Here is a 20,253-nt window from a genome sequence, read left to right on the forward strand (position 1 = left end):
GATTCTGGCCTTACACTGAACTTATTTCATATGGTTGGCAAGAAATTATGCGTATTCTGTTAGTTGAAGACCACACCGAGCTGTCACATTGGCTGTCCAAGGCACTGCGCGACGCCAACCTGACGGTGGAATGTGCCGACAACGGCGCCGATGCCGACGCCCTGCTGCACACCCAGGACTACGCGCTGCTGATCCTCGACCTGACCCTGCCGCGCATGGACGGCCTGGAAGTGCTCAAGCGCCTGCGCGCGCGCGGCGGAGCGCGCGGCCAGACTCCCGTGTTGATACTGACCGCGCGCGGCGGCCTGGAAGACCGCGTGCAGGGCCTGAACCTGGGCGCCGACGACTACCTGGCCAAGCCCTTCGAACTTGCCGAACTGGAAGCGCGCGTGAAGGCGCTGCTGCGCCGCAGCGTCGGCAACGAGGCGCTGGTGCACAGCTGCGGCGCGCTCAGTTTCGACACCGTCACCCGGATGTTCAGCTACGCCGGCGCCCCGCTGGCGCTGACGCCGCGCGAACACGCGGTGCTGGAGACGCTGATCACGCGCTCCGGCCGCGCCGTCTCCAAGGAAAAGCTGTTCGACGAAGTATTCGCGCTGGCCGACGACGCCAACCTCGATGCGATCGAGCTGTATATCCACCGCGTGCGCAAGAAACTCGACATCGCCGCGCCGGATGCCGCCGTCATCACCACGCTGCGCGGCATCGGCTACCTGCTGCAACCGCGGCCTGCCCCTGCCGCCGCGCCGGCTGGCGGCGCCAAGGGCGGCTGACATTGGCCGGGACAGGCCGCATGCCGCTGCTTGATCAGCTGGCGCGCCGCTTCGGTTCGGGCGCACCGCTGGGCAGCCTGCGCGGCCAGTTGCTGCGCTGGCTGCTGGGCCCCTTGCTGGTGCTGGTGGCGCTGAACACCCTGTCGGTCTACCACAACGCGCTGGACGCGGCCGACGTGGCCTACGACCGTTCGCTGCTGGCCTCCACGCGCGCGCTGGCGGAACGCGTCTCCATCGTCGACGGCAAGGTGGTGGCGGACGTGCCCTACGTGGCGCTGGACAGCTTCGAGACAGATACGCTGGGCCGCATCTACTACAAGGTCACCGGCATCACCGGCGAGACCGTGTCCGGCTACGCCGACCTGCCGGCCGTTCCGGCCAACGTGCCGCGTTCGGAGGCCTATCCGGCGCTGGTGCGCTTCTACCACGCCAACTACAACGGCCAGCCGGTGCGCATCGCCGCGCTGCTGCAGCCGGTGTATGACGATTCGATGCGCGGCATCGCGCTGATCCAGGTCGGCGAAACGCTGGAAGCGCGGCGCGGCCTGTCCAACCAGATCCTGCTCGACACGCTGGTGTGGCAGGCCTTGCTGCTGCTGGCGGTGGCGCTACTGGTGTGGATCGCGGTGCGGCTGGTGCTGCAACCGCTGATGCGGCTGAAGATCGCGGTGGAGACGCGCAGCCTCAATGATTCGTCCGATGTCGATCCGACGCTGGTGCACAAGGAAGTGCGACCGCTGGTGGCGGCGATGAACAGCTCGCGCTCGCGCCTGCAGATCCTGATCAGCAGCCAGCGCCGTTTCATCGCCGACGCTTCGCACCAGCTGCGCACGCCGTTGACGGTGTTGAAGACCCAGGCCGAACTGGCGCTGCGCGAATGCGACCGTCCCGGCGTCGACCCGCAGGCCACGCGGGCGGCATTGCGCGAGATCGTCCACAGCATCGCCGCCACCACCGATTCGACCGTCAACCTGGCCAACCGCCTGCTGACATTGGCGCGCATCGAGCATGGCGGCGACGCCGACGGCGCGGCGGCCCAGTCGGAGCCTGCCTCGCTGCGCGACATCGCGCGCCAGGTCGGGCTGGAGATGGCGATGGCGGCGGTGGCCAAGCAGATCGACCTGGCGCTGGAGGCTGACAGCGAGTGCGTGGTCCAGGGCCAGGCCTTGCTGCTGCACGAGATGATCGCCAACCTGGTGGACAACGCCTTGCGCTACACGCCGCAGGGCGGCACGGTGACGTTGCGGGTGCGGCCGGGCACGGACATGGGCGGCGTGGTGCTGGAAGTGGAGGACAGCGGCCACGGCATCGCCGCCGCCGAGCGCGAACGGGTATTCGCTCCCTTCTACCGCGCCGCCGCGACGCTGGAGCGCAATCCCGGCGGCGCCGGCCTGGGCCTGGCCATCGTGCGCGACATCGCCACCCTGCACGGCGCCAGCATCACACTGGACGACGCCAGCGCCGGCCAGGGCCTGAAAGTCACGGTAGCCTTCCCCCGCAGCTGACCCGCTCTGCCCCGGCCCACCGCCGCTACGGTAAAATACGCATTACAACGTAGTGTGCGGGGCAAATCATGAGCGAGCAGGACATCCGCTGGCTGCAACGCCTGTCGAATTACCGGCGCGCGTTGGCGCAGCTAAAAAAATTCATCGACCACGGCGACCTGAACGAGCTTGAACAACAAGGCTTGATCAAGGCGTTTGAGTTCACTCACGAACTCGCGTGGAACGTCATGAAGGACTATTTTCACTATCAGGGCAACAGCAACATCAGCGGCTCCCGTGACGCCACGCGTGAGGCGTTTCAATATAACCTGCTGAGCGACGGCGAAACCTGGATGGGAATGATTAAAAGCCGCAACCAATCGGCGCATACCTATAACAAGGAAACCGCCGATGAAATCGCCGGCCTGATATTGAAGCATTACTTCACGCTGTTCACGGAGTTCGAACGGAAAATGACGGAGCTCGCCGATGTCGATTGAACTGGAACCGCTCGTGTTTGGGTTGAAGGCCAGTGTTGTGCACAACATGGGCGCTGTTTTTTCTGCACACCCCGAAGTCGAGCAGGCGATTCTGTATGGCTCGCGCGCCAAAGGCAATTTCAAGCGCGGCTCGGACATCGATCTGTGCTTGACCGGCGCGGGCCTGAACATGCCGCTGCTGCTCAAGATAGAGAATCAGCTGGACGATCTGCTGCTGCCCTACAAAATAGATTTGTCGATCCGCGATCGGATCGACAACCCGGAACTACTGGCCCATATTGCAAGAGTGGGCGTGTCGTTCTATCACCGCAATAAGGAATAAGTACATGATCACCAAAGAAGACATGGTCGAGCTGTTTGTCGACATGAAGCAGAACGCACCGTGGGATATTTCGAAGCCGCTGTTGTGGGGCTATTTTTTCGCCGACGCGACCAAGAGCAAACTGGAAGACGTCTCGACGCTGCTGAAGGCCCAGGGCTATCAGATCGTCGGCATCTACGACTCCAAGCCGGAAGCGAGCGTCCCTGCGCTGTGGTGGCTGCATGTTGAAAAAATCGAGCACCACACCGCCGATACGCTGCACGTCCGCAACCAGGAGTTTTACAAGTTCGCCGAAGAGCACCAGCTCGAATCCTACGACGGCATGGACGTCGGCCCCGCCGCCTGATCCCCGCCACCGTAGAGAAGTCCGCTACAAGTTCGGAAAGTAAGAAGCTGCCACCAGTACGAGGGTGTTATGCGTCAAGTGGGCTATGGCCGTCGTCCAGTAACCGACGGCCAATCCGCATCTGCGGTAGCGCAGGTAAATAAACGTGAATATCGCCCCGGCGAACAGCGCTACCAAGCCGTGCGCGACACCACCGTTCAAGTAATGTCCGGCGGCCCATAGCGCAGAACCAGTCGCTATGCAAAAACCGGGGCTTACCGAAAATCGCCTGAGCACTTCCTGCGGAAGCAACTGCCCCACGAAGGTTTCAAACAGCGGCGCCCACACCAGTGCCGCCATGATTTGCATGCCAAGGCTGGCATTGAGAGCGCCGGCTCCAGCGTTGGCACCCCATAAGGCCAAGGGAACGACAAGCTTGAGGATCATGAGGACCAGCATAGCGCAAACAAACGAGACGCCGCCCCACATTACGCCACCGCCGATCCTACTCAGATTCATTGAGCCAATGCCTGCTCGGCCTTTGCCAGATTGCCACGGTAGCCGGCCATGGACCGCGCATCCTTATTGGCGGCCGCACCCAGCGTGATCGCCTGCTGGAACTGCGCCTTGGCCTGCAAGGGCTGCTTCAGTTCGAGCAGCAGTTCGCCGTAGCTGTCATGCGCATTGGCCGACGCCGGGAAGGTGTCGGCGTTGAACTTCATGACCAGCGCCGCGAGCTGCGGCTGCTTGCGCTTGCCCAGCATCATGTAACCCACGCCGTTGATTTCGTTCTCGCCGAAACGGCTTTCCTTCAGCGCGCTGTCGACCAGCTGTCCGGCTTCGCTGGCGCGCTGCGCTTGCAGCAGGACGAGCGCGCGATCCAGGGCGCGCAACAGGTTTTCCTGCGCCAGCTTGTGGGCGCGGCGCTGCTCCTGCGCGGTGGCGCCGGCCATCACCTGCTGGATGGCGCCGGCCACCAGCGCCGGCTCCTCCAGATGGATGTTATGCCCGCTGTTGGCCGTGACGACATGGCTGCCGGTCGAAAACTGCAGGAACAGTTGCTCGTGCAGCGAGCGCCATACCGCCACCGCCGGCACCGTATGCATGAAGAACTCCGGCTGCTCGCGCACCATGGTCGAGGTCAGGACCACGGCCGGCACGTCCGGCAGGCGCGGCGCCGGCAGCAGGCTGGCGGCGGCGAAGGCATCATCGACCAGCTTGCTTTCCGCCTTCAACGGCGCGGGCGTCAGCGTATCGAGGTACTTGTGGTCTTGCGCGACCTTGGCGGCGTCGAGCTTTTTGAGCTCGGTGTCGAAGCGCTCCATGCTGGGGTCGACAAACACCATGCCGGCGACCTGCTCCGGATGGCGCTGGGCGAACAGGCGGATCAGATAGCCGCCGTAGGAATGGCCGACCAGGATGTACGGCGGCGACAGGTGCGCGGCCTCGATCAACTGCTCCAGCTCCGCGCTGCTGCGTTGCGGCGTGCGCGCTTCGGGGCGCGCATCGGATTTGCCGATCCCGGCGCGCGAATAGACGAACACCTTGGCCGACTTGGCGATTTCCGGCGCCACTTTTCGCCACACCGACAGGTCGCTGGCGAAGCCCGATTCGAAGATGACGGTGTAGGGACCGCTGCCCGCGCTGGCCGCGTCCACGTGATAGGAACCGACTTTGACGCCATCCTGGCTGAGGGCCACGCCGGGCGCCATCACGCAAGCGGACACCAACGCCACCAGGGCAAATTTTCCGGAAAACAGTTGTTTCAAGCGACGCTCCTTGTACGTGGGGTTGCAAACTTGGTTAATATACAAGTCTACCGTACATTGATGCATAATCGAAACATTTTAAGGAACGTTCCATGCAACTCAGCCAGCGCATGCAAGCCGTCTTTATGATGAACGCCGCCGTGCTCGTCACCCATCAGATTGACGCCGCCTACTGGCACGAGTGGGAACTGTTCCATCTCCCCGGCGGCAACCAGCTCAACCTGCTGCTGAACTTGCCGATCATCGCGCTGGTGCTGTTTGCGCAAGGCCACGTCCGGGCCAATTCCGGCCTCGCGCCACGTTGCTACCAGTTGATGATCTTCCTGGGTTTTCTCACGGTCGCGATACACTCGGCGTTTTTCGCCTTCGGCGACCAGGCGTTCATGCAGCCGATGTCGATCGCCCTGCTGGCCGCGACCTGTGGCCTGTCCATCGTCCAGCTGCTGTTGCTGCGCGGCGCCGGCGCCAAAGCCTAGCGCAGCGCCAGGCGGCTGGCGCCGGCGCGCGGCTCCTCTTCCAGCTTGAACACGCTGACCACTTCCGCCAGATGCGCGGCCTGCTCCTGCAACGATCCCGCAGCGGCGGCCGCCTGCTCCACCAGCGCCGCATTCTGCTGCGTGGTGCTGTCGATCTCCGTCACCGCCAGGTTGACCTGGGCGATGCCTTCGCTCTGCTCATGACTGGCGGCGACGATCTCGCCCATGATGCTGGTCACCTGCTCCACTGACGACACGATCTTGCTCATGGTGACGCCGGCTTCATCGACCAGCACGCTGCCGGCATCGACCTTCGCCACCGAATCGCCGATCAACTCCTTGATCTCCTTGGCCGCGCTGGCCGAGCGCTGCGCCAGGTTGCGCACCTCGGACGCCACCACCGCGAAGCCACGCCCCTGCTCGCCGGCGCGGGCCGCCTCCACCGCCGCGTTCAAGGCCAGGATGTTGGTCTGGAACGCGATCCCATCAATGACGCCGATGATGTCGACAATCTTGCGCGAGCTGTCCTTGATCGACACCATGGTCTGCACCACGCGGCCCACCACCTCGCCGCCCTCGGTCGCATAGCCGGAGGCCGACTGCACCAGCTGGTTGGCCTGCTTGGCGCTGTCGGCGTTCTGGGTCACGGTGGCGGTCAACTGCTCCATCGCCGATGCGGTCTCCTCCAGGCTGGACGCCTGCGCCTCGGTGCGCGACGACAGGTCCAGGTTGCCGCTGGCGATCTCGCTGGACGCCGTGGCGATGGTCTCGGTACTGTCGCGCACTTTGCGGATGGTGGCGTTCAACGACGACACAAAGCGATTGAAGCCATCGGCCAACGCGCCGACCTCATCCTCGCTCTCGACCGTCATGCGGCGGCTCAGGTCGCCGTTGCCGTCGGCGATCTCGCCCAGCATATGCGCGGCGCGCGCCACCGGCGCGGCGATCGCCCGGCTGACCAGGAACACCACCAACATGCCGATGCCGCCGCCCACCAGGCCGCCCACCAGCGCCGCCACCGTCACCGAACGCGTGACCGCGCCCAGCACTTCGGCTTCCGGCACTTCGGCGATCACATACATGTTCAACTCCGGCACAAACGACGACGCCACCAGGCGCTTGCCGCCCGGCGCCGAATAGGTATCGCTAGCGTAGTGCTGGCCGCCCAGCAGCTTGCCGCTCAGCTCGGCGCTGAAGCCCGGCAGGTCTTTCATGAAATGCTGACCGTCCGCCAGCGCGGTATCGCGGTGCACGATCAGCATGCCGTTCGGCCGCACCAGATACACGAAGCCGGAAGCGCCGACCTTGTAGCTGCGGATGTTTTCCGCCAGCTTGTTGACCGACAGCCCCAGACTGGCCACGCCGATCTTGCCGTCGCCGGTGTCGAAGCGCGTGTTGATGAACACATTGTAGGTGGTGGCGCCGGGTTCCTTGTCCAGGTTCAGCGAATACGGCTTGCCGCTGGCGAGGAAGCTGTAGAACCACTGGTCGGCTGCGGCGCCCTTGTCCAGCGTGCGGCTATAGCCCTTTTCGTCGAAATACTTGCCGGTGCTGCCGGACACCCACGACACCGCCGCCGCCTTCGCGGCCTTGCGGATACTGGCCGAATAAGCGATCCAGGCTGGCAGGCCGCTGTCCGGCAAGCCCGCTTTTTCCCATTCCAGCAGGAAGGTGTTGGCGCTGACCGACAGCGTGGCCGCCAGCGGCTCGCCGATCTGGCGCAGGATGTCGTTGCGGATCTCGCCCACCTCGGCCGGCAGCTCCTGGTTCACCACGCGTTCGCGGATGCTGTTGCCCGTCATGACCACGCTGAGCGTGGCCGAGACCACCAGGAACAGCAACAGGCAGGCCGCCATGCTGAGCATCAGTTTTTGCTGAATGGACAAACGGCGCAGTAGACTAGCCATGACACTCCCCAAAGGTTAAATCGGCACGAACATATTTGCAAATCAGCGTAATCGAATAGTGTTGCCATGCGCAACCTAAAATTCCGCGTCCGTGCCGAACAACAACGCAGCCAATCGAACAGGCCGTAGGGCCGCTTTGGTCATATCATTCAGCCAATATAGAGACTATTTAACGACGATGCTTACGAAACTTTCGTTTCGCCAGCTGCTGCTGGGCGTCTTCCTGTTGATTGCCGTGCTGCTGAGCGCCGCTTCGCTGCACGCGTTGTGGACCCTCGACCGGCTCGCCGCCCACAGCCGCGACAGCGGACGCCACGCCCTGGCACTGACCGAAAACACCCAACAACTGGCCGAGCGCAGCGTGGCGATGGCGCGCAGCGCGCGCCAGTTCCTGGTGCTGGACGATCCCGCCTTCCGCAAGCGCTACGCCGACGCCTGGCGCGAGGCGCGCACGGCGCTGGACGCGGTGGCCACGGCCCTGCCCTACACGCCGCCCGGCACCTTCGAGCGCTGGCGCCACGCCGGCGAGCAGGCCTGGGACCTGCTGCAAGCGCCGGCGCGGCCGCGTTCCAGCGCGCGCCAGCAGGCGCTGGAAAAAGTGCTGGCGCCGCTGCCATCGGTGAACGCCGAGCTGGCCGACGAAGTCAAACAGGAAGTCGAACGCCGCAACGGCGAGCTGCTCAGCGAGCTGGACCAGCGGCGCGGCGTGCTGAAGGGGCAAGTGATGGCGTCCATCGTGCTGGCGGCGCTGCTGGCGGGCGGCTTCGGCCTGTGGCTGTCGCGCCCGCTCGCGCAGATCGAATCGGCCATCGACCGGCTGGGCGAGAACCGCTACGACCAGCCGATCGTGGTGCGCGGCCCCAGCGACTTGCAGCACGTGGGCCAGCAGCTGAACTGGCTGCGTCAGCGGCTGTCGGACCTGGAGGCGGACAAGGCGCGTTTCCTGCGCCACATCTCGCACGAACTGAAGACGCCGCTGGCGGCGCTGCGCGAAGGCGTGGCGCTGCTGGAGGACGGCGTGGCCGGCGCGCTGTCGCCCAACCAGCGCGAGATCGCCGGCATCCTCAACCAGAACACGGCGGCGCTGCAATCGCAGATCGAGGCGCTGCTGCGCTACAACGCCGCCACTTTCGACGCCCATCACCTGCAACGCGAACCGACCGACATGGCGGCGCTGCTGGCGCAGTCGATCGCCGGCCAGCGCCTGCAATGGCAGGCGGCCGGGCTGAGCGTCGTCATCGAAGGCCAGGCCGCGTCCATCGCGATCGACGCCGACAAGCTGGCGGTGGTGGCCGGCAACCTGTTGTCGAACGCGCTGCGTTTCAGCCCGCCCGGCGGACAGATCGTGTTCCGCCTGGCCCAGTCGGACGGCAAGCTGCTGCTCGATTGCATCGACCAGGGACCGGGCGTGGCGCCGGCCGACGCGGCGCGCATCTTCGAACCGTTTTACCAGGGCGCGCGCCAGCCGGCCGGCGCGCGCCGGGGCAATGGCATCGGCCTGTCCATCGTCTACGAATACATCGCCGCCCATGGCGGCGCCTTGCAACTGTTGCCCTCCGCACAGGGCGCGCACTTCCGAATCGAACTGGCCTATGAAATATGATGTCGCTCCCCCCTTGCTGTTGCTGGTGCTCAGCCTGTCGCTGGCCGCCTGCACGCTGACCTCGCCCCGACCGAACTTGCCGACGCCGGCCGACGTGACGCTGCCGCCGCCACCGGCCATCGTCGAACTGCCGCCGCCGCCACCGCCGGATGAAGTCGGTCCGCTGCTCGGCTATCACCAACAGCTGCGCAAGATGACGCAGGGCGACCTGCTGAAGGAGTTGAGCGGCCTGGGCCTGCAACAGCGCAGTCCGCGTGTGGCGATCCAGATGGGCATGGTGCTGATGCTGACGCGCGGCGGCGGCGACTTGGCGCGCGCGCAGGCGCTGCTCGACAGCGTGGCCACCGCCGCAGATACGGAATCGCAGCCGTTCAAGGCCCTGGCGCAGCTATTGTCCAGCAATTGCGCGGAAACGCGCCGCCTGGCCGAACACGCCGACAAGCTGGCCGTGCAGCAAAAGGACAGCCTGCGCCGCATCGACCAGCTCAACGAGATGCTGGAAGGCTTGAAGACCATCGAACGCACCTTGCCGGCCCGTCCGGCGCCGGGTCCGCAGGCGGTGATCAAATGAACGCGCCGGCCGAGGACCTGAAACCCCAACGCGAACCCGGCGCGCAGACCCGCGCCGGCGACAACGGCGCCCCGCGCAGCGCCGCCGCCGGCCAGGGCGCCCATCTGCTGCTGGTGGACGACGATGCCGACCTGCTGCGCCTGCTGTCCATGCGGCTGAGCGCCAACGGCTACCGCGTGACGGCCGTGGGCAGCGCCGAGGCGGCGCTGGCGCGCCTGGCGATCGAGCTGCCGCGCCTGGTCATCAGCGACATCCGCCTGCCGGACCGCGACGGCATGTCGCTGTTCCAGGAAATCCGCAGCGCCTGGCCGGCCCTGCCGGTGATCCTGCTGACCGCGCACGGCACCATCCCCGACGCGGTGGAGGCCACCACGCTGGGCGCCTACGCCTACCTGACCAAGCCGTTCGACGCCAAGACGCTGCTGGAGCGCATCGTCCAGGCGCTGAGCCTGTCCGCGCCCGAGGCCGGCCCCGCCAGCGGCGACCACGCCTGGCGCGCCGGCCTGATCAGCCGCAGCCAGTGCATGGACGAGCTGCTGGCCGAAGCCCGGCTGGTGGCCGCCTCCGACGCCAGCATCCTGATCCGCGGCGAAAGCGGCACCGGCAAGGAGTTGCTGGCCAACGCCATCCACCGCGCCAGCCGGCGCAGCAAGGCGCCCTTCATCGCCGTCAACTGCGGCGCGATTCCCGAGGCCTTGCTGGAGTCCGAGCTGTTCGGCCACGTCAAGGGCGCCTACACCGGCGCCGTGGCCAGCCGCGAAGGCCTGGTGCAGGCGGCCGACGGCGGCACCTTGTTCCTCGACGAAATCGGCGACATGCCGCTGCTGCTGCAGGTGAAGCTGTTGCGCGTGCTGCAGGAGCGCGTGGTGCGCCAGCTGGGTTCGGACCTGGCGCGGCCGGTGGATGTGCGCATCCTGTCGGCCACCCACCGCGACCTCGACGTGGCGATGCAGGAAGGCCAGTTCCGCGAGGACCTGTATTACCGCCTGAACGTCATCACGCTGACCTTGCCGCCGCTGTCGCAGCGGCGCGAGGACATCGTGCCGATGGCGACCCAGTTCCTGCAATCGCTGGCCGCCAAGTACGGCAAGACGGTGCGCGGCTACGCCCCCGGCGCGCTGGAGGCGCTGACCACGGCCGCCTGGCCGGGCAATGTGCGCCAGCTGTACAACGTGGTCGAGCACGTGTGCGCGCTGGCGACCGCGCCGCTGGTGCCCTTGTCGCTGGTGCAGCGGGCGCTGCGGGTGCCGTCGCTGGAAGTGCTGAGCTACACCGAAGCCAAGCAGCGCTTCGAGCGCAACTACCTGGTGCAGCTGCTGAAACTCACCGATGGCAACGTGGCCGACGCCGCCCGCCTCGCCGAGCGCAACCGCACGGAGTTCTATCGCCTGCTGCAAAAGTACGATCTGGACGCCAGCCTGTTCCGTGGCGACGGCGCCGCTGTCGCCGCAGAGCGACAGGAATAAACGCTTACGTATCAATCACTTAGGAAATGGCGGCGGAAGACTGTCGCCATCTCCCGACAAAATCGGCGCAAGATGGCCGGAAATACCACGGCCGATCCGGGCCCGACAGATAAATCGCATTTAAGCGTTTGATTTTAAACAGTTTATTAGAGCTGGCACGGGGTTTGCAAAGGAGAGCATAACGTCACTGACGTTTCACCCTCAAACTGAAAAAGGAAGCAAATCATGATGACTACCAAACTGATCTCCCGCCTGCTGGTTGCCGCCACCCTGACCGCCGCTGCCGCCACCGGCACCGCATTCGCCCAGACCGAGGCCGCGATGGCTGGCGCCGCCAAGACCGGCACCGCCACCAACGACGACGCCATCACCAGCAAGATCAAGGCTTCCCTGGCAGATCAAAAACAAATCGGCGTGACCACCACCGACGGCGTGGTTGTGCTGAGCGGCTCGGTAGCGAGCACCGATATCGGCACCAAGGCCATCCAGGTCGCATCGGCCGTGCCGGGCGTGAAAGAAGTGAAAAGCGAACTGACCGTCGCTTCGAAGTAAGCCGTAGCAAAAAAAAGCGGAAAAAAGCGGGGTCAGTTCCGGCATCGTGCCACGCGTGGCACGATGCCGGAACTGACCCCGCTTTTTCGTCTTACAGAATCAGCTCAGGTTTTCCAGGCGGATCTTGGTGACGTTGCCGCACACGGTGGCCAGGCCTTCGATCTTGGCGATGGCCGCCAGCACGTTCTTCTCCTGCGTCTGGTGCGTCAGGAAGATGATGTCGGTGCGGGTTTCGCCGTCCGCCGGTTCCTTCTGCATCATGGCGTCGATCGAGATGGTGGCGTCGGCCAGGATGCGGGTCAGGTCGGCCAGCACGCCCGGCTGGTCGCTGACGTTCATCCGCAGGTAGTAGCTGGTGGTGATTTCCGACATCGGCAGGATCTCGATGTCGGTCATCGCGTTCGGCTGGAAGGCCAGGTGCGGCACGCGGTGCTCGGCGTCGGCCGTGGCCAGGCGGGTGATGTCGACCAGGTCGGCGATCACGGCCGACGCGGTCGGCTCGGAACCGGCGCCCTTGCCGTAGTACAGCGTGGCGCCGACGGCGTCACCATGCACCAGCACGGCATTCATCGCGCCTTCGACATTGGCGATCAAACGTTTCGACGGAATCAGCGTCGGGTGCACGCGCAGTTCCACGCCTTCCACGCCGTTGACCTTGGCGCGCTTGGCGATGCCCAGCAGCTTGATGCGGTAGCCCAGCTGCTCGGCGTAGCGGATGTCGATGGCGTTGAGCTTGGAGATGCCTTCGACGTGCGCCTTGTCGAACTGCACCGGAATGCCGAAGGCGATCGCCGACATGATGGTGGCCTTGTGCGCCGCGTCCACGCCTTCGATGTCGAAGGTCGGGTCGGCCTCGGCGTAGCCCAGCTCCTGCGCCTGCTTGAGCACGGTGCCGAAGTCCAGGCCCTTGTCGCGCATCTCGGACAGGATGAAGTTGGTGGTGCCGTTGATGATGCCGGCCAACCATTCGATGCGGTTGGCGGTCAAGCCTTCGCGCAGCGCCTTGATGATGGGGATGCCGCCGGCCACGGCCGCCTCGAACGCCACCATCACACCCTTCGCTTGCGCGGCGGCGAAGATCTCGTTGCCGTGCACGGCCAGCAGCGCCTTGTTGGCGGTGACCACGTGCTTGCCGTTGGCGATCGCCTGCAGCACCAGCGCCTTGGCTTCGTCGTAGCCGCCGATCAGCTCGACGACGATGTCGATCTCCGGATCGTTGACGATGTCGAACGGGCTGGACACCACTTTGACCTTGCCGCCGGTGCGCAGCTTGGCGCGCTCCAGGTTGCGGGCCGAGACGGCGACGATTTCGATGCCGCGGCCGGCGCGGCGGCGGATTTCTTCCTGATTGCGCAACAACACGTCGAACGTGCCGCCGCCGACATTGCCGACACCGAGCAAACCTACTTTGATGGGTTTCATATAAATCGTTTCTATTGTTTGTTAGAAGCTGGCGCCGTGACGTTTCCGGTAGCCTTCCATGAACTTGGCGATACGGCCGAAGGCTTCGATCATATCGTCCGAATTCGGCAGGAACACGACGCGGAAGTGATCCGGCGCGATCCAGTTGAAGCCGCTGCCCTGGACGATCAGCACTTTGGTTTCGGCCAGCAGCTCGTAGGCGAATTGCTGGTCGTCCGCGATCGGGTAGATCTTCGGATCGAGGCGTGGGAACATGTACAGCGCAGCTTTCGGCTTGACGCAAGTTACGCCTGGAATATCGGTGAGCAGCTTGTAGGCCAGGTCGCGCTGCTTGAGCAGGCGCCCGCCCGGCCCCACCAGGTCCTGGATCGACTGGTAGCCGCCGAGCGCGGTCTGGATCGCAAACTGGCCCGGCGCGTTGGCGCACAGGCGCATCGAGGCCAGCATGTTCAGGCCCTCGATGTAGTCTTTCGCATGGTCTTTCTGTCCCGACACCACCATCCAGCCGGCGCGGTAGCCGCAGGCGCGGTAGTTCTTCGACAGGCCGTTGAAGGTGACGAACAGCACGTCGTCGGCCAGCGAGGCGATCGAGACGTGCTCGGCGCCGTCGTACAGCACCTTGTCGTAGATTTCGTCGGCGTAGATGATCAACTGGTGCTGGCGCGCCAGTTCGATGATCTGCAACAGCAGCTCGACCGGATACAGCGCGCCGGTCGGATTGTTGGGGTTGATGACGACGATGGCGCGCGTGTTGGACGTGATCTTGCGGCGCATGTCTTCGATGTCCGGATACCAGTCCTGCATCTCGTCGCAGATATAGTGCACCGGCGTGCCGCCCGACAGCGACACCGCCGCCGTCCACAGCGGATAGTCGGGCGCCGGCACCAGCACTTCGTCGCCGGTGTTGAGCAGCGCGTTCATCGACATGACGATCAACTCGGACGCGCCGTTGCCCAGGTAGACATCCTCGATGTTCACACCGGCAACATTTTTGCCCTGGGTGTAGTGCACCACGGCCTTGCGCGGCGCAAACATGCCCTTGGAATCGGTGTAGCCCGCAGCATTGTGCAGGTTGATTTTCATGTCCTGGACGATTTCATCCGGCGGATCGAAACCGAATACGGCGAGGTTGCCGATATTCAACTTCGTGATCTTATGGCCTTCTTCCTCCATCTGCCGGGCTTTTTCCGGCACCGGGCCGCGGATCTCGTAGCAGACTTCCGCTAATTTGTTCGATTTTTGAATCGGTCGCAAAATAAAATCCTGTCTTGGTGAGGCAAACCGCTCAGGACTGCCAAAACGCCCCGGCGGCCCGTGCTGCGATGCTAAAAGATCCATTCTGCCGAAAGCATCCCATTTAATCAACCTGTAAGGGGCGGAAAGCGCAGGATCGCCCCGGAAAAACGCTACAATGGCGCTTCTTTTTCCGACTAGCCCCACGATTTCTGTCATGAAGCTCCACGCCAGCGATACTCAAAAATACCAGACTGTCACCGGTTACGATGAAACCGGCGTCGAAATCAACGCCCAGCGCTACCACTATAGCCTGATTGTACTGCCGGAAATCCCGCCGCGCGCGTGGGACGCCCCCACCTTCGAATCTATTACCGCAGAGCATTTCGACCGCATCGGCGCCGACAGCCCGGACGTGGTCATCCTCGGCACCGGCGCCAGGCAGCGCTTCATCCACCCACGCCTGACCGCCGCGCTGACCATGCGCCGCATCGGCGTCGAGTGCATGGACAGCCAGGCCGCCTGCCGCACCTACAACATCCTGATGGGCGAAGGCCGCAAGGTCACGCTGGCCCTCATCATTGACAACTCGATTGACAACTCGAACGACCACGAGGGCAACCCCGCCTGATGAACGACCTGTACAACTCCAAGAAAATCGTCTGGTCGCTGCTGGCCGCGTTCATCATCGTCTGGCTGTATGTGCTGGGTGTGCGCACCCTGGTGCCGCCCGACGAGGGCCGCTACGCCGAAATGGCGCGCGAAATGTTCAGCACCGGCGACTGGATCACCACCCGCCTGAACGGCATCAAGTACTTTGAAAAGCCGCCGCTGCAAACCTGGATGAACGCGGCCTCGTTCGCCGCGTTCGGCCTGGGCGAATGGCAGGCCCGCCTGTGGACCGGCCTGTGCGGCCTGGGCGGCGTGATCCTGACCGGCTACGCCGGCAACCGCGTGTTCGGCGCCCGCGCCGGCTTCTACGCCGCGCTGGCGCTCGGCTCCAGCCTGTTCTGGGTGGCCTCCGGCCAGATCGATTCGCTGGACATGAGCCTGTCGGGCATGATGACCGTGGTGCTGTGCGCGGTCCTGATCGCCCAGCGCGACGGCGCCGGCGAAAGCCAACGGCGCAACTGGATGCTGGCCTGCTGGGCCGGCATGGCGCTGGCGGTGCTGGCCAAGGGCCTGATCGGCCTGGTGCTGCCGGGCGCGGTGCTGGTGTTGTACTCGGCGCTGTCGGGCGATATCGCCATCTGGAAGCGCCTGCACCTGGGCAAGGGCCTGCTGCTGTTCTTCGCCGTCGCCACGCCCTGGTTCGTGCTGGTGGCGCTGCGCAATCCCGAGCAGCCCCACTTCTTCTTCGTGCACGAGCACTGGGAACGCTTCTTCCTCAAGACCCACCACCGCGAAGGCGCGTGGTACTACTTCTTCGCGATGCTGATCCCCGGCATCGTGCCGTGGCTGGGCCTGCTGCCGCAGGCGCTGTGGGGCGCCGTGCGGCGCGAACCCAACGGCGTGTTCCAGCCCAAGCTGCTGCTGTTGATCTGGGCCGTGTTCATTTTCTTCTTCTTCAGCTATTCCAGCTCCAAGCTGCCCGGCTACATCCTGCCGATCTTCCCGGCGCTGGCCCTGCTGATCGCGGTCGACCTGGAAAACGCCTCGCGCCGCAGCCGCATGATCGCCGCCGGCCTGCTGGTGCTGATCGGCGTGGCCGGCGTGGCCGCGGTGCCGCAGATGGTCACCATGGCGGTGCGCCATCCCGAGGAAACCGCGCTGCTGGAAGCCTACCAGCCGTGGGTGCTGATGGCCGGCATCGTCGCCGCCGCCGGCGGTGCGCTGGCGCTGCTGCATGCGCGCCACCTGCGGCGCGACCTGACCGTGCTCACCATGGCCGTGGCCGGTTTCGTCGCCACCCAGCTGATCCTGACCGGCTTCGAGCCGTATGGCAAAATGCGCTCTGGCAAAGCGGTGGCGCTGAAGATGCTGCCGGAGCTCAAGCCCGACACCAGGATCTATTCGGTCAGCACCTACGAACAGTCGATGACCTTCTACCTGCAACGCACGGTGGTGCTGGTCGACTACTGGGACGAGTTCACCTTCGGCCTGCGCCAGCAGCCGGAGCTGGGGATCCCGACGGTCGCCGAGTTCGTGCTGCGCTGGAACGAGCACATCCAGCAAGGCGTCAAGGTGCTGGCCATCCTCAGCCCGGAGAAATATGCAGAGCTGAAGGCCGACGGCCTGGCCATGCGCGTGGTGGCGGAAGATACGCGCCGCGTGGTCGTGGCCAACCTGTAACTTATCAAAAGAACACATGAATATCGCAACTTTCGGTTTTATCGTCGCTGGCGTGCTGTTGAACGCCCTCGCCCAGCTGCTGCTCAAGGCCGGCGCCAACAACGTCGGCGCGATCCACCTGACGCTGGACAACCTGTTCTCGGTCGGCCTCAAGGTGGCGACGCAGCTGCCCATCATCGGCGGCCTGACCTGCTATGTGCTGTCGGTGGTGGTGTGGATCATCGCGCTGTCGCGGGTGGACGTGACGATCGCCTACCCGATGCTGTCGCTGGGCTACGTGGTCGCCGCGGTCGGCGCCTGGTATCTGTTCGGCGAAGCGCTGACGGTGCAGCGCCTGGTCGCCATCGGCATCATCCTGGTGGGCGTCGCCTTGCTGGCGCGGACCTGACGAACAATTTAGAATGCGGCCATCAGCCAACATCAATAACGAGAGCATAACGAGAGCGACACCCATGACCTCCGCCTTACCTTTCTTGCCTTTTTCAAAACCTACGATCGATGAGGCCACCATCGCCGCCGTCAGCGACGTGCTGCGCTCCGGCTGGATCACCAGCGGCCCCAAAGTGGCAGCCTTCGAAGCCCAGATGTCCGAATACTTTGGCGGCCGCCCGGTGCGCACCTTCAATTCCGGCACCTGCACGATGGAGATCGCGCTGCGCATCGCCGGCATCGGCGCCGGCGACGAAGTCATCACCACCTCGATCTCGTGGGTCGCCACCGCCAACGTCATCATCGAAGTGGGCGCCACGCCGGTGTTCGCCGACATCGACCCGGTCACCCGCAATCTTGACCTGGACCAGGTCGTAGCGGCGATCACCCCGCGTACCAAGGCCATCATCCCGGTCTACCTGTCCGGCCTGCCCGTCGACATGGACCGTCTGTACGCCATCGCCAAAAAACACAATCTGCGCGTGATCGAAGACGCGGCCCAGGCTTTCGGCTCGGAATGGAACGGCAAGCGCATCGGCTCGTTCGGCGACTTCGTCTCGTTCAGCTTCCAGGCCAACAAGAACATCACCACCGGCGAAGGCGGCGCGCTGGTGCTCAACAACCTGGAGGAAGCCAGGCTGGCCGAGAAATACCGCCTGCAGGGCGTGACCCGCAGCGGCGTCGACGGCATCGATGTCGATGTCCTCGGCGGCAAGTACAACATGAGCGACATCATGGCCGCCATCGGCCTGGGCCAGTTCGCCAATATCGACAACATCACCGCCCACCGCCGCAACCTGGCGCGCCACTACTACCAGGCTTTCGGCGCGGATTTCGAAGCGCTGTCCGGCGCCCAGCTGCCGGTCCAGGCCTTCGAGACCAGCAATTACCACCTGTTCCAGATCGTGCTGCCGGACAACGGCCCGACCACCCGCGCCGACTTCATGCGCGCGATGCAGGAGCGGTTCAACATCGGCACCGGCTACCACTACGCGCCGATCCACCTGTTCACCATGTACCGCGAGCGCGGTTTCAAGGAGGGCATGTTCCCCGTGTCGGAAAAAATCGGCCGCCTGACCGTGACCCTGCCGATGTTCTATGCCATGACCACCGCCGATGTCGACCGTGCCGTCGCCGCCGTGAAAGCGATTTTAATCAAATGAGCGTGTCGTTGATGAAGCCAGAAATTACCATCGTCATACCGATCTACAACGAGCAGGCCGGCCTGCAAGCCTTGTTCGACCGCCTGTATCCGGCGCTCGACCAGCTCGGCACGACCTACGAGATCGTGTTCGTCAACGATGGCAGCCGCGACAACTCGGTCTCTATCCTGGCCGAGCAGTTCCGCCTGCGTCCCGACGTCACCCGCGTGGTGCTGTTCAACGGTAACTACGGCCAGCACATGGCGATCCTGGCGGGCTTCGAAGCCTCGCGCGGCGACATCATGATCACGCTGGACGCCGACCTGCAGAACCCGCCCGAGGAAATCGGCAACCTGGTGGCCAAGGTCCGCGAGGGCTACGACTACGTCGGCTCGATCCGCCGCAAGCGCCAGGATTCGGCCTGGCGCACCTACGCCTCCAAGGCCATGAACCACCTGCGCGAAAAGATCACCAACATCAAGATCACCGACCAGGGCAATATGCTGCGCGCCTACGGCCGCAATGTGATCGACCTGGTCAACCAGTGCGGCGAGGTCAACACCTTCGTGCCGGCGCTGGCCTACCGCTTCTCCCGCAAGCCGACCGAGATCATCGTCGAGCACGAGGAACGCGCGGCCGGCGAATCGAAGTACTCGTTGTACAGCCTGATCCGCCTGAATTTCGACCTGGTCACCGGCTTCTCGCTGGTGCCGCTGCAATTCTTCTCGATGTTCGGCATCCTGCTGTCGCTGGCCTCGGGCCTGCTGGTGTTCGTGCTGCTGGTGCGCCGCCTGTTCCTGGGCGCGGAGGCGGAAGGCCTGTTCACACTGTTCGCGATCGCCTTCTTCTTCATGGGCACCATCCTGTTCGGCATCGGCCTGCTGGGCGAATACGTCGGCCGCATCTTCCAGCAAGTGCGCGCGCGCCCGCGCTACGTGGTGCAAACGATACTGGAACAAAAACCCGGCCAGTCGCTCGACGCGCCGGCCGGCGTGGAAAAACGTACCGTAGGCCGAGGCCATGACTGATTTCAACAAACGGCAACGCGCCGTCGTCTTCGGCTACCACAACGTCGGCGTACGCTGCCTGAAGGTGCTGCTGGCCGGCGGCGTCGATGTCGCGCTGGTGGTCACGCACGAGGACAGCGCCAACGAAAACATCTGGTTCGAATCGGTGATTTCGCTGTGCCAGGCCGAGGGCATCCCCTACATCACGCCGGCCGACGCCAAATCGCCGGCGCTGCTGGAACAGGTCAAGGCGCTTCAGCCGGACCTGATGTTCAGCTTCTACTACCGCAACATGCTGCCGGCCGAGCTGCTGGCGGTGGCGCCCGCGTTCAATATGCACGGCTCGCTGCTGCCGGAGTTCCGCGGCCGCGCGCCGGTCAACTGGGCGGTGCTGCATGGCGCCACCGTCACCGGCGCCACCCTGCACGAGATGACCGTCAAGCCGGACGCCGGCGCCATCGTGGCGCAGATGGAAGTGCCGGTGCTGCCGGACGACACCGCCTTCGAGGTGTTCGGCAAGGTCACCGTGGCGGCCGAGCAGGCGCTGTGGCGCGTGCTGCCGTCGCTGCTGGACGGCACGGCGCCGCGTCTCAGGAACGACCTGAGCAAAGGCGGCTATTTCGGCGGCCGCAAGCCCGAGGACGGCCGCATCAACTGGCTGCTGCCGGCGCAGGATGTGTACAACCTGCACCGCGCCGTGGCCCCGCCCTACCCCGGCGCCTTCACCGAAATCGGCGGTGTACGATACGTGCTGCAGCGGGCCCGCTTGTCTGGCAATTTCGGCAATGTTGTTTCGCTAAGTTTGCCACCGGGCTTGACAGTAGTGGATAATTGCATCTTTGGCGTGTGCGGCGATGGCCGTATGCTGACGATTTCCGCCTTGACGGCCGACGGCGAACCCGTAACGGCCGAGCAGTTGCAATCCCGCCTGGCGGAGCTATCCGCTGGCGGACAATGAACATTACCTGGGTAACTATCAC

Annotated in this window: 21 protein-coding genes; 16 read left to right on the plus strand and 5 right to left on the minus strand. The window is 64.6% G+C overall.

Annotation, left to right across the window (positions count from 1 at the left end; all coding sequences use genetic code 11):
* Positions 1–47 precede the first annotated feature (47 nt).
* The 5 genes from AC1RMD_RS06005 to AC1RMD_RS06025 all read left to right on the plus strand — a co-directional run bounded on the left by AC1RMD_RS06005 (position 48) and on the right by AC1RMD_RS06025 (position 3,425).
* Positions 48–773 carry a response regulator gene (locus tag AC1RMD_RS06005; protein WP_492924603.1) on the plus strand — a complete coding sequence of 242 codons (726 nt, stop codon included), beginning with the start codon at positions 48–50 and terminating at the stop codon, positions 771–773.
* Positions 774–793: 20 nt separating this feature from the next.
* Positions 794–2,278 carry a sensor histidine kinase gene (locus AC1RMD_RS06010; protein ID WP_492924605.1) on the plus strand — a complete coding sequence of 495 codons (1,485 nt, stop codon included), beginning with the start codon at positions 794–796 and terminating at the stop codon, positions 2,276–2,278.
* A gap of 68 nt (positions 2,279–2,346) precedes the next feature.
* Positions 2,347–2,757: a nucleotidyltransferase substrate binding protein gene (locus tag AC1RMD_RS06015; protein ID WP_492924607.1), complete on the plus strand. Its 411-nt coding sequence runs from the start codon at positions 2,347–2,349 to the stop codon at positions 2,755–2,757.
* On the plus strand, positions 2,747–3,079 hold the full coding sequence (locus AC1RMD_RS06020) for a nucleotidyltransferase domain-containing protein (protein ID WP_492924609.1): 333 nt from the start codon (positions 2,747–2,749) through the stop codon (positions 3,077–3,079). Before AC1RMD_RS06015 ends, AC1RMD_RS06020 begins: the two co-directional genes overlap by 11 nt.
* A 4-nt stretch (positions 3,080–3,083) precedes the next feature.
* Positions 3,084–3,425, plus strand: coding sequence for a ribonuclease E inhibitor RraB (locus AC1RMD_RS06025; protein ID WP_492924611.1), 342 nt, complete (start codon positions 3,084–3,086; stop codon positions 3,423–3,425).
* Positions 3,426–3,449: 24 nt separating this feature from the next.
* Here AC1RMD_RS06025 and AC1RMD_RS06030 read toward each other — a convergent pair whose 3' ends face one another.
* Together AC1RMD_RS06030 and AC1RMD_RS06035 are read right to left on the minus strand one after the other, a co-directional pair.
* Positions 3,450–3,923, minus strand: coding sequence for a CPBP family glutamic-type intramembrane protease (locus tag AC1RMD_RS06030; RefSeq protein ID WP_492924613.1), 474 nt, complete (start codon positions 3,921–3,923; stop codon positions 3,450–3,452).
* Positions 3,920–5,173, minus strand: coding sequence for an alpha/beta fold hydrolase (locus AC1RMD_RS06035; RefSeq protein WP_492924615.1), 1,254 nt, complete (start codon positions 5,171–5,173; stop codon positions 3,920–3,922). The genes AC1RMD_RS06030 and AC1RMD_RS06035 overlap by 4 nt, the downstream gene beginning before the upstream one ends.
* Before the next feature lie 92 nt (positions 5,174–5,265).
* Here AC1RMD_RS06035 and AC1RMD_RS06040 point away from each other — a divergent pair, with 92 nt between their 5' ends.
* Positions 5,266–5,649: a DUF6713 family protein gene (locus tag AC1RMD_RS06040; protein ID WP_492924617.1), complete on the plus strand. Its 384-nt coding sequence runs from the start codon at positions 5,266–5,268 to the stop codon at positions 5,647–5,649.
* On the opposite strand, the gene AC1RMD_RS06045 is transcribed toward AC1RMD_RS06040, so the two are convergent.
* Positions 5,646–7,556 (minus strand): methyl-accepting chemotaxis protein, encoded by a 1,911-nt coding sequence (locus AC1RMD_RS06045; protein WP_492924619.1) that lies wholly within the window; start codon positions 7,554–7,556, stop codon positions 5,646–5,648. The two genes, AC1RMD_RS06040 and AC1RMD_RS06045, sit on opposite strands and share 4 nt — an antisense overlap.
* Positions 7,557–7,734: 178 nt before the next feature.
* Between AC1RMD_RS06045 and AC1RMD_RS06050 the strand changes: the two genes are divergently transcribed.
* The 4 genes from AC1RMD_RS06050 to AC1RMD_RS06065 all read left to right on the plus strand — a co-directional run bounded on the left by AC1RMD_RS06050 (position 7,735) and on the right by AC1RMD_RS06065 (position 11,748).
* Positions 7,735–9,159: an ATP-binding protein gene (locus tag AC1RMD_RS06050; protein WP_492924621.1), complete on the plus strand. Its 1,425-nt coding sequence runs from the start codon at positions 7,735–7,737 to the stop codon at positions 9,157–9,159.
* A complete protein-coding gene (locus AC1RMD_RS06055; protein ID WP_492924623.1) occupies positions 9,149–9,730 on the plus strand; it encodes a hypothetical protein in 582 nt (193 codons plus the stop codon). The genes AC1RMD_RS06050 and AC1RMD_RS06055 overlap by 11 nt, the downstream gene beginning before the upstream one ends.
* On the plus strand, positions 9,727–11,196 hold the full coding sequence (locus AC1RMD_RS06060) for a sigma 54-interacting transcriptional regulator (RefSeq protein WP_492924625.1): 1,470 nt from the start codon (positions 9,727–9,729) through the stop codon (positions 11,194–11,196). The genes AC1RMD_RS06055 and AC1RMD_RS06060 overlap by 4 nt, the downstream gene beginning before the upstream one ends.
* A 225-nt stretch (positions 11,197–11,421) precedes the next feature.
* Positions 11,422–11,748, plus strand: coding sequence for a BON domain-containing protein (locus AC1RMD_RS06065; protein WP_492924627.1), 327 nt, complete (start codon positions 11,422–11,424; stop codon positions 11,746–11,748).
* Positions 11,749–11,847: 99 nt separating this feature from the next.
* Here AC1RMD_RS06065 and AC1RMD_RS06070 read toward each other — a convergent pair whose 3' ends face one another.
* On the minus strand, positions 11,848–13,170 hold the full coding sequence (locus tag AC1RMD_RS06070; protein ID WP_492924629.1) for a homoserine dehydrogenase: 1,323 nt from the start codon (positions 13,168–13,170) through the stop codon (positions 11,848–11,850).
* 21 nt (positions 13,171–13,191) lie between these two features.
* Positions 13,192–14,424 (minus strand): pyridoxal phosphate-dependent aminotransferase, encoded by a 1,233-nt coding sequence (locus AC1RMD_RS06075; protein ID WP_492924631.1) that lies wholly within the window; start codon positions 14,422–14,424, stop codon positions 13,192–13,194.
* A 196-nt stretch (positions 14,425–14,620) separates the two neighbouring features.
* Here AC1RMD_RS06075 and AC1RMD_RS06080 point away from each other — a divergent pair, with 196 nt between their 5' ends.
* The 6 genes from AC1RMD_RS06080 (at position 14,621) to AC1RMD_RS06105 (ending at position 20,231) form a co-directional block, all read left to right on the plus strand.
* Positions 14,621–15,034 (plus strand): Mth938-like domain-containing protein, encoded by a 414-nt coding sequence (locus AC1RMD_RS06080; protein ID WP_492924633.1) that lies wholly within the window; start codon positions 14,621–14,623, stop codon positions 15,032–15,034.
* Positions 15,034–16,695, plus strand: coding sequence for a glycosyltransferase family 39 protein (locus AC1RMD_RS06085; RefSeq protein WP_492924635.1), 1,662 nt, complete (start codon positions 15,034–15,036; stop codon positions 16,693–16,695). The genes AC1RMD_RS06080 and AC1RMD_RS06085 overlap by 1 nt, the downstream gene beginning before the upstream one ends.
* Before the next feature lie 16 nt (positions 16,696–16,711).
* Positions 16,712–17,083, plus strand: coding sequence for a DMT family transporter (locus tag AC1RMD_RS06090; RefSeq protein ID WP_492924637.1), 372 nt, complete (start codon positions 16,712–16,714; stop codon positions 17,081–17,083).
* Positions 17,084–17,147: 64 nt separating this feature from the next.
* Complete coding sequence (locus AC1RMD_RS06095; RefSeq protein ID WP_492924639.1) at positions 17,148–18,287, plus strand: DegT/DnrJ/EryC1/StrS family aminotransferase; 1,140 nt, start codon at positions 17,148–17,150, stop codon at positions 18,285–18,287.
* Between the two features lie 11 nt (positions 18,288–18,298).
* Positions 18,299–19,294, plus strand: a complete 996-nt coding sequence (locus tag AC1RMD_RS06100) for a glycosyltransferase (protein WP_492924641.1) — start codon at positions 18,299–18,301, stop codon at positions 19,292–19,294.
* A complete protein-coding gene (locus AC1RMD_RS06105; RefSeq protein WP_492924643.1) occupies positions 19,287–20,231 on the plus strand; it encodes a formyltransferase in 945 nt (314 codons plus the stop codon). The genes AC1RMD_RS06100 and AC1RMD_RS06105 overlap by 8 nt, the downstream gene beginning before the upstream one ends.
* The last annotated feature ends 22 nt before the right edge of the window (positions 20,232–20,253 follow it).

Source organism: Duganella sp. GW822-FHT06D06, assembly GCF_058799615.1.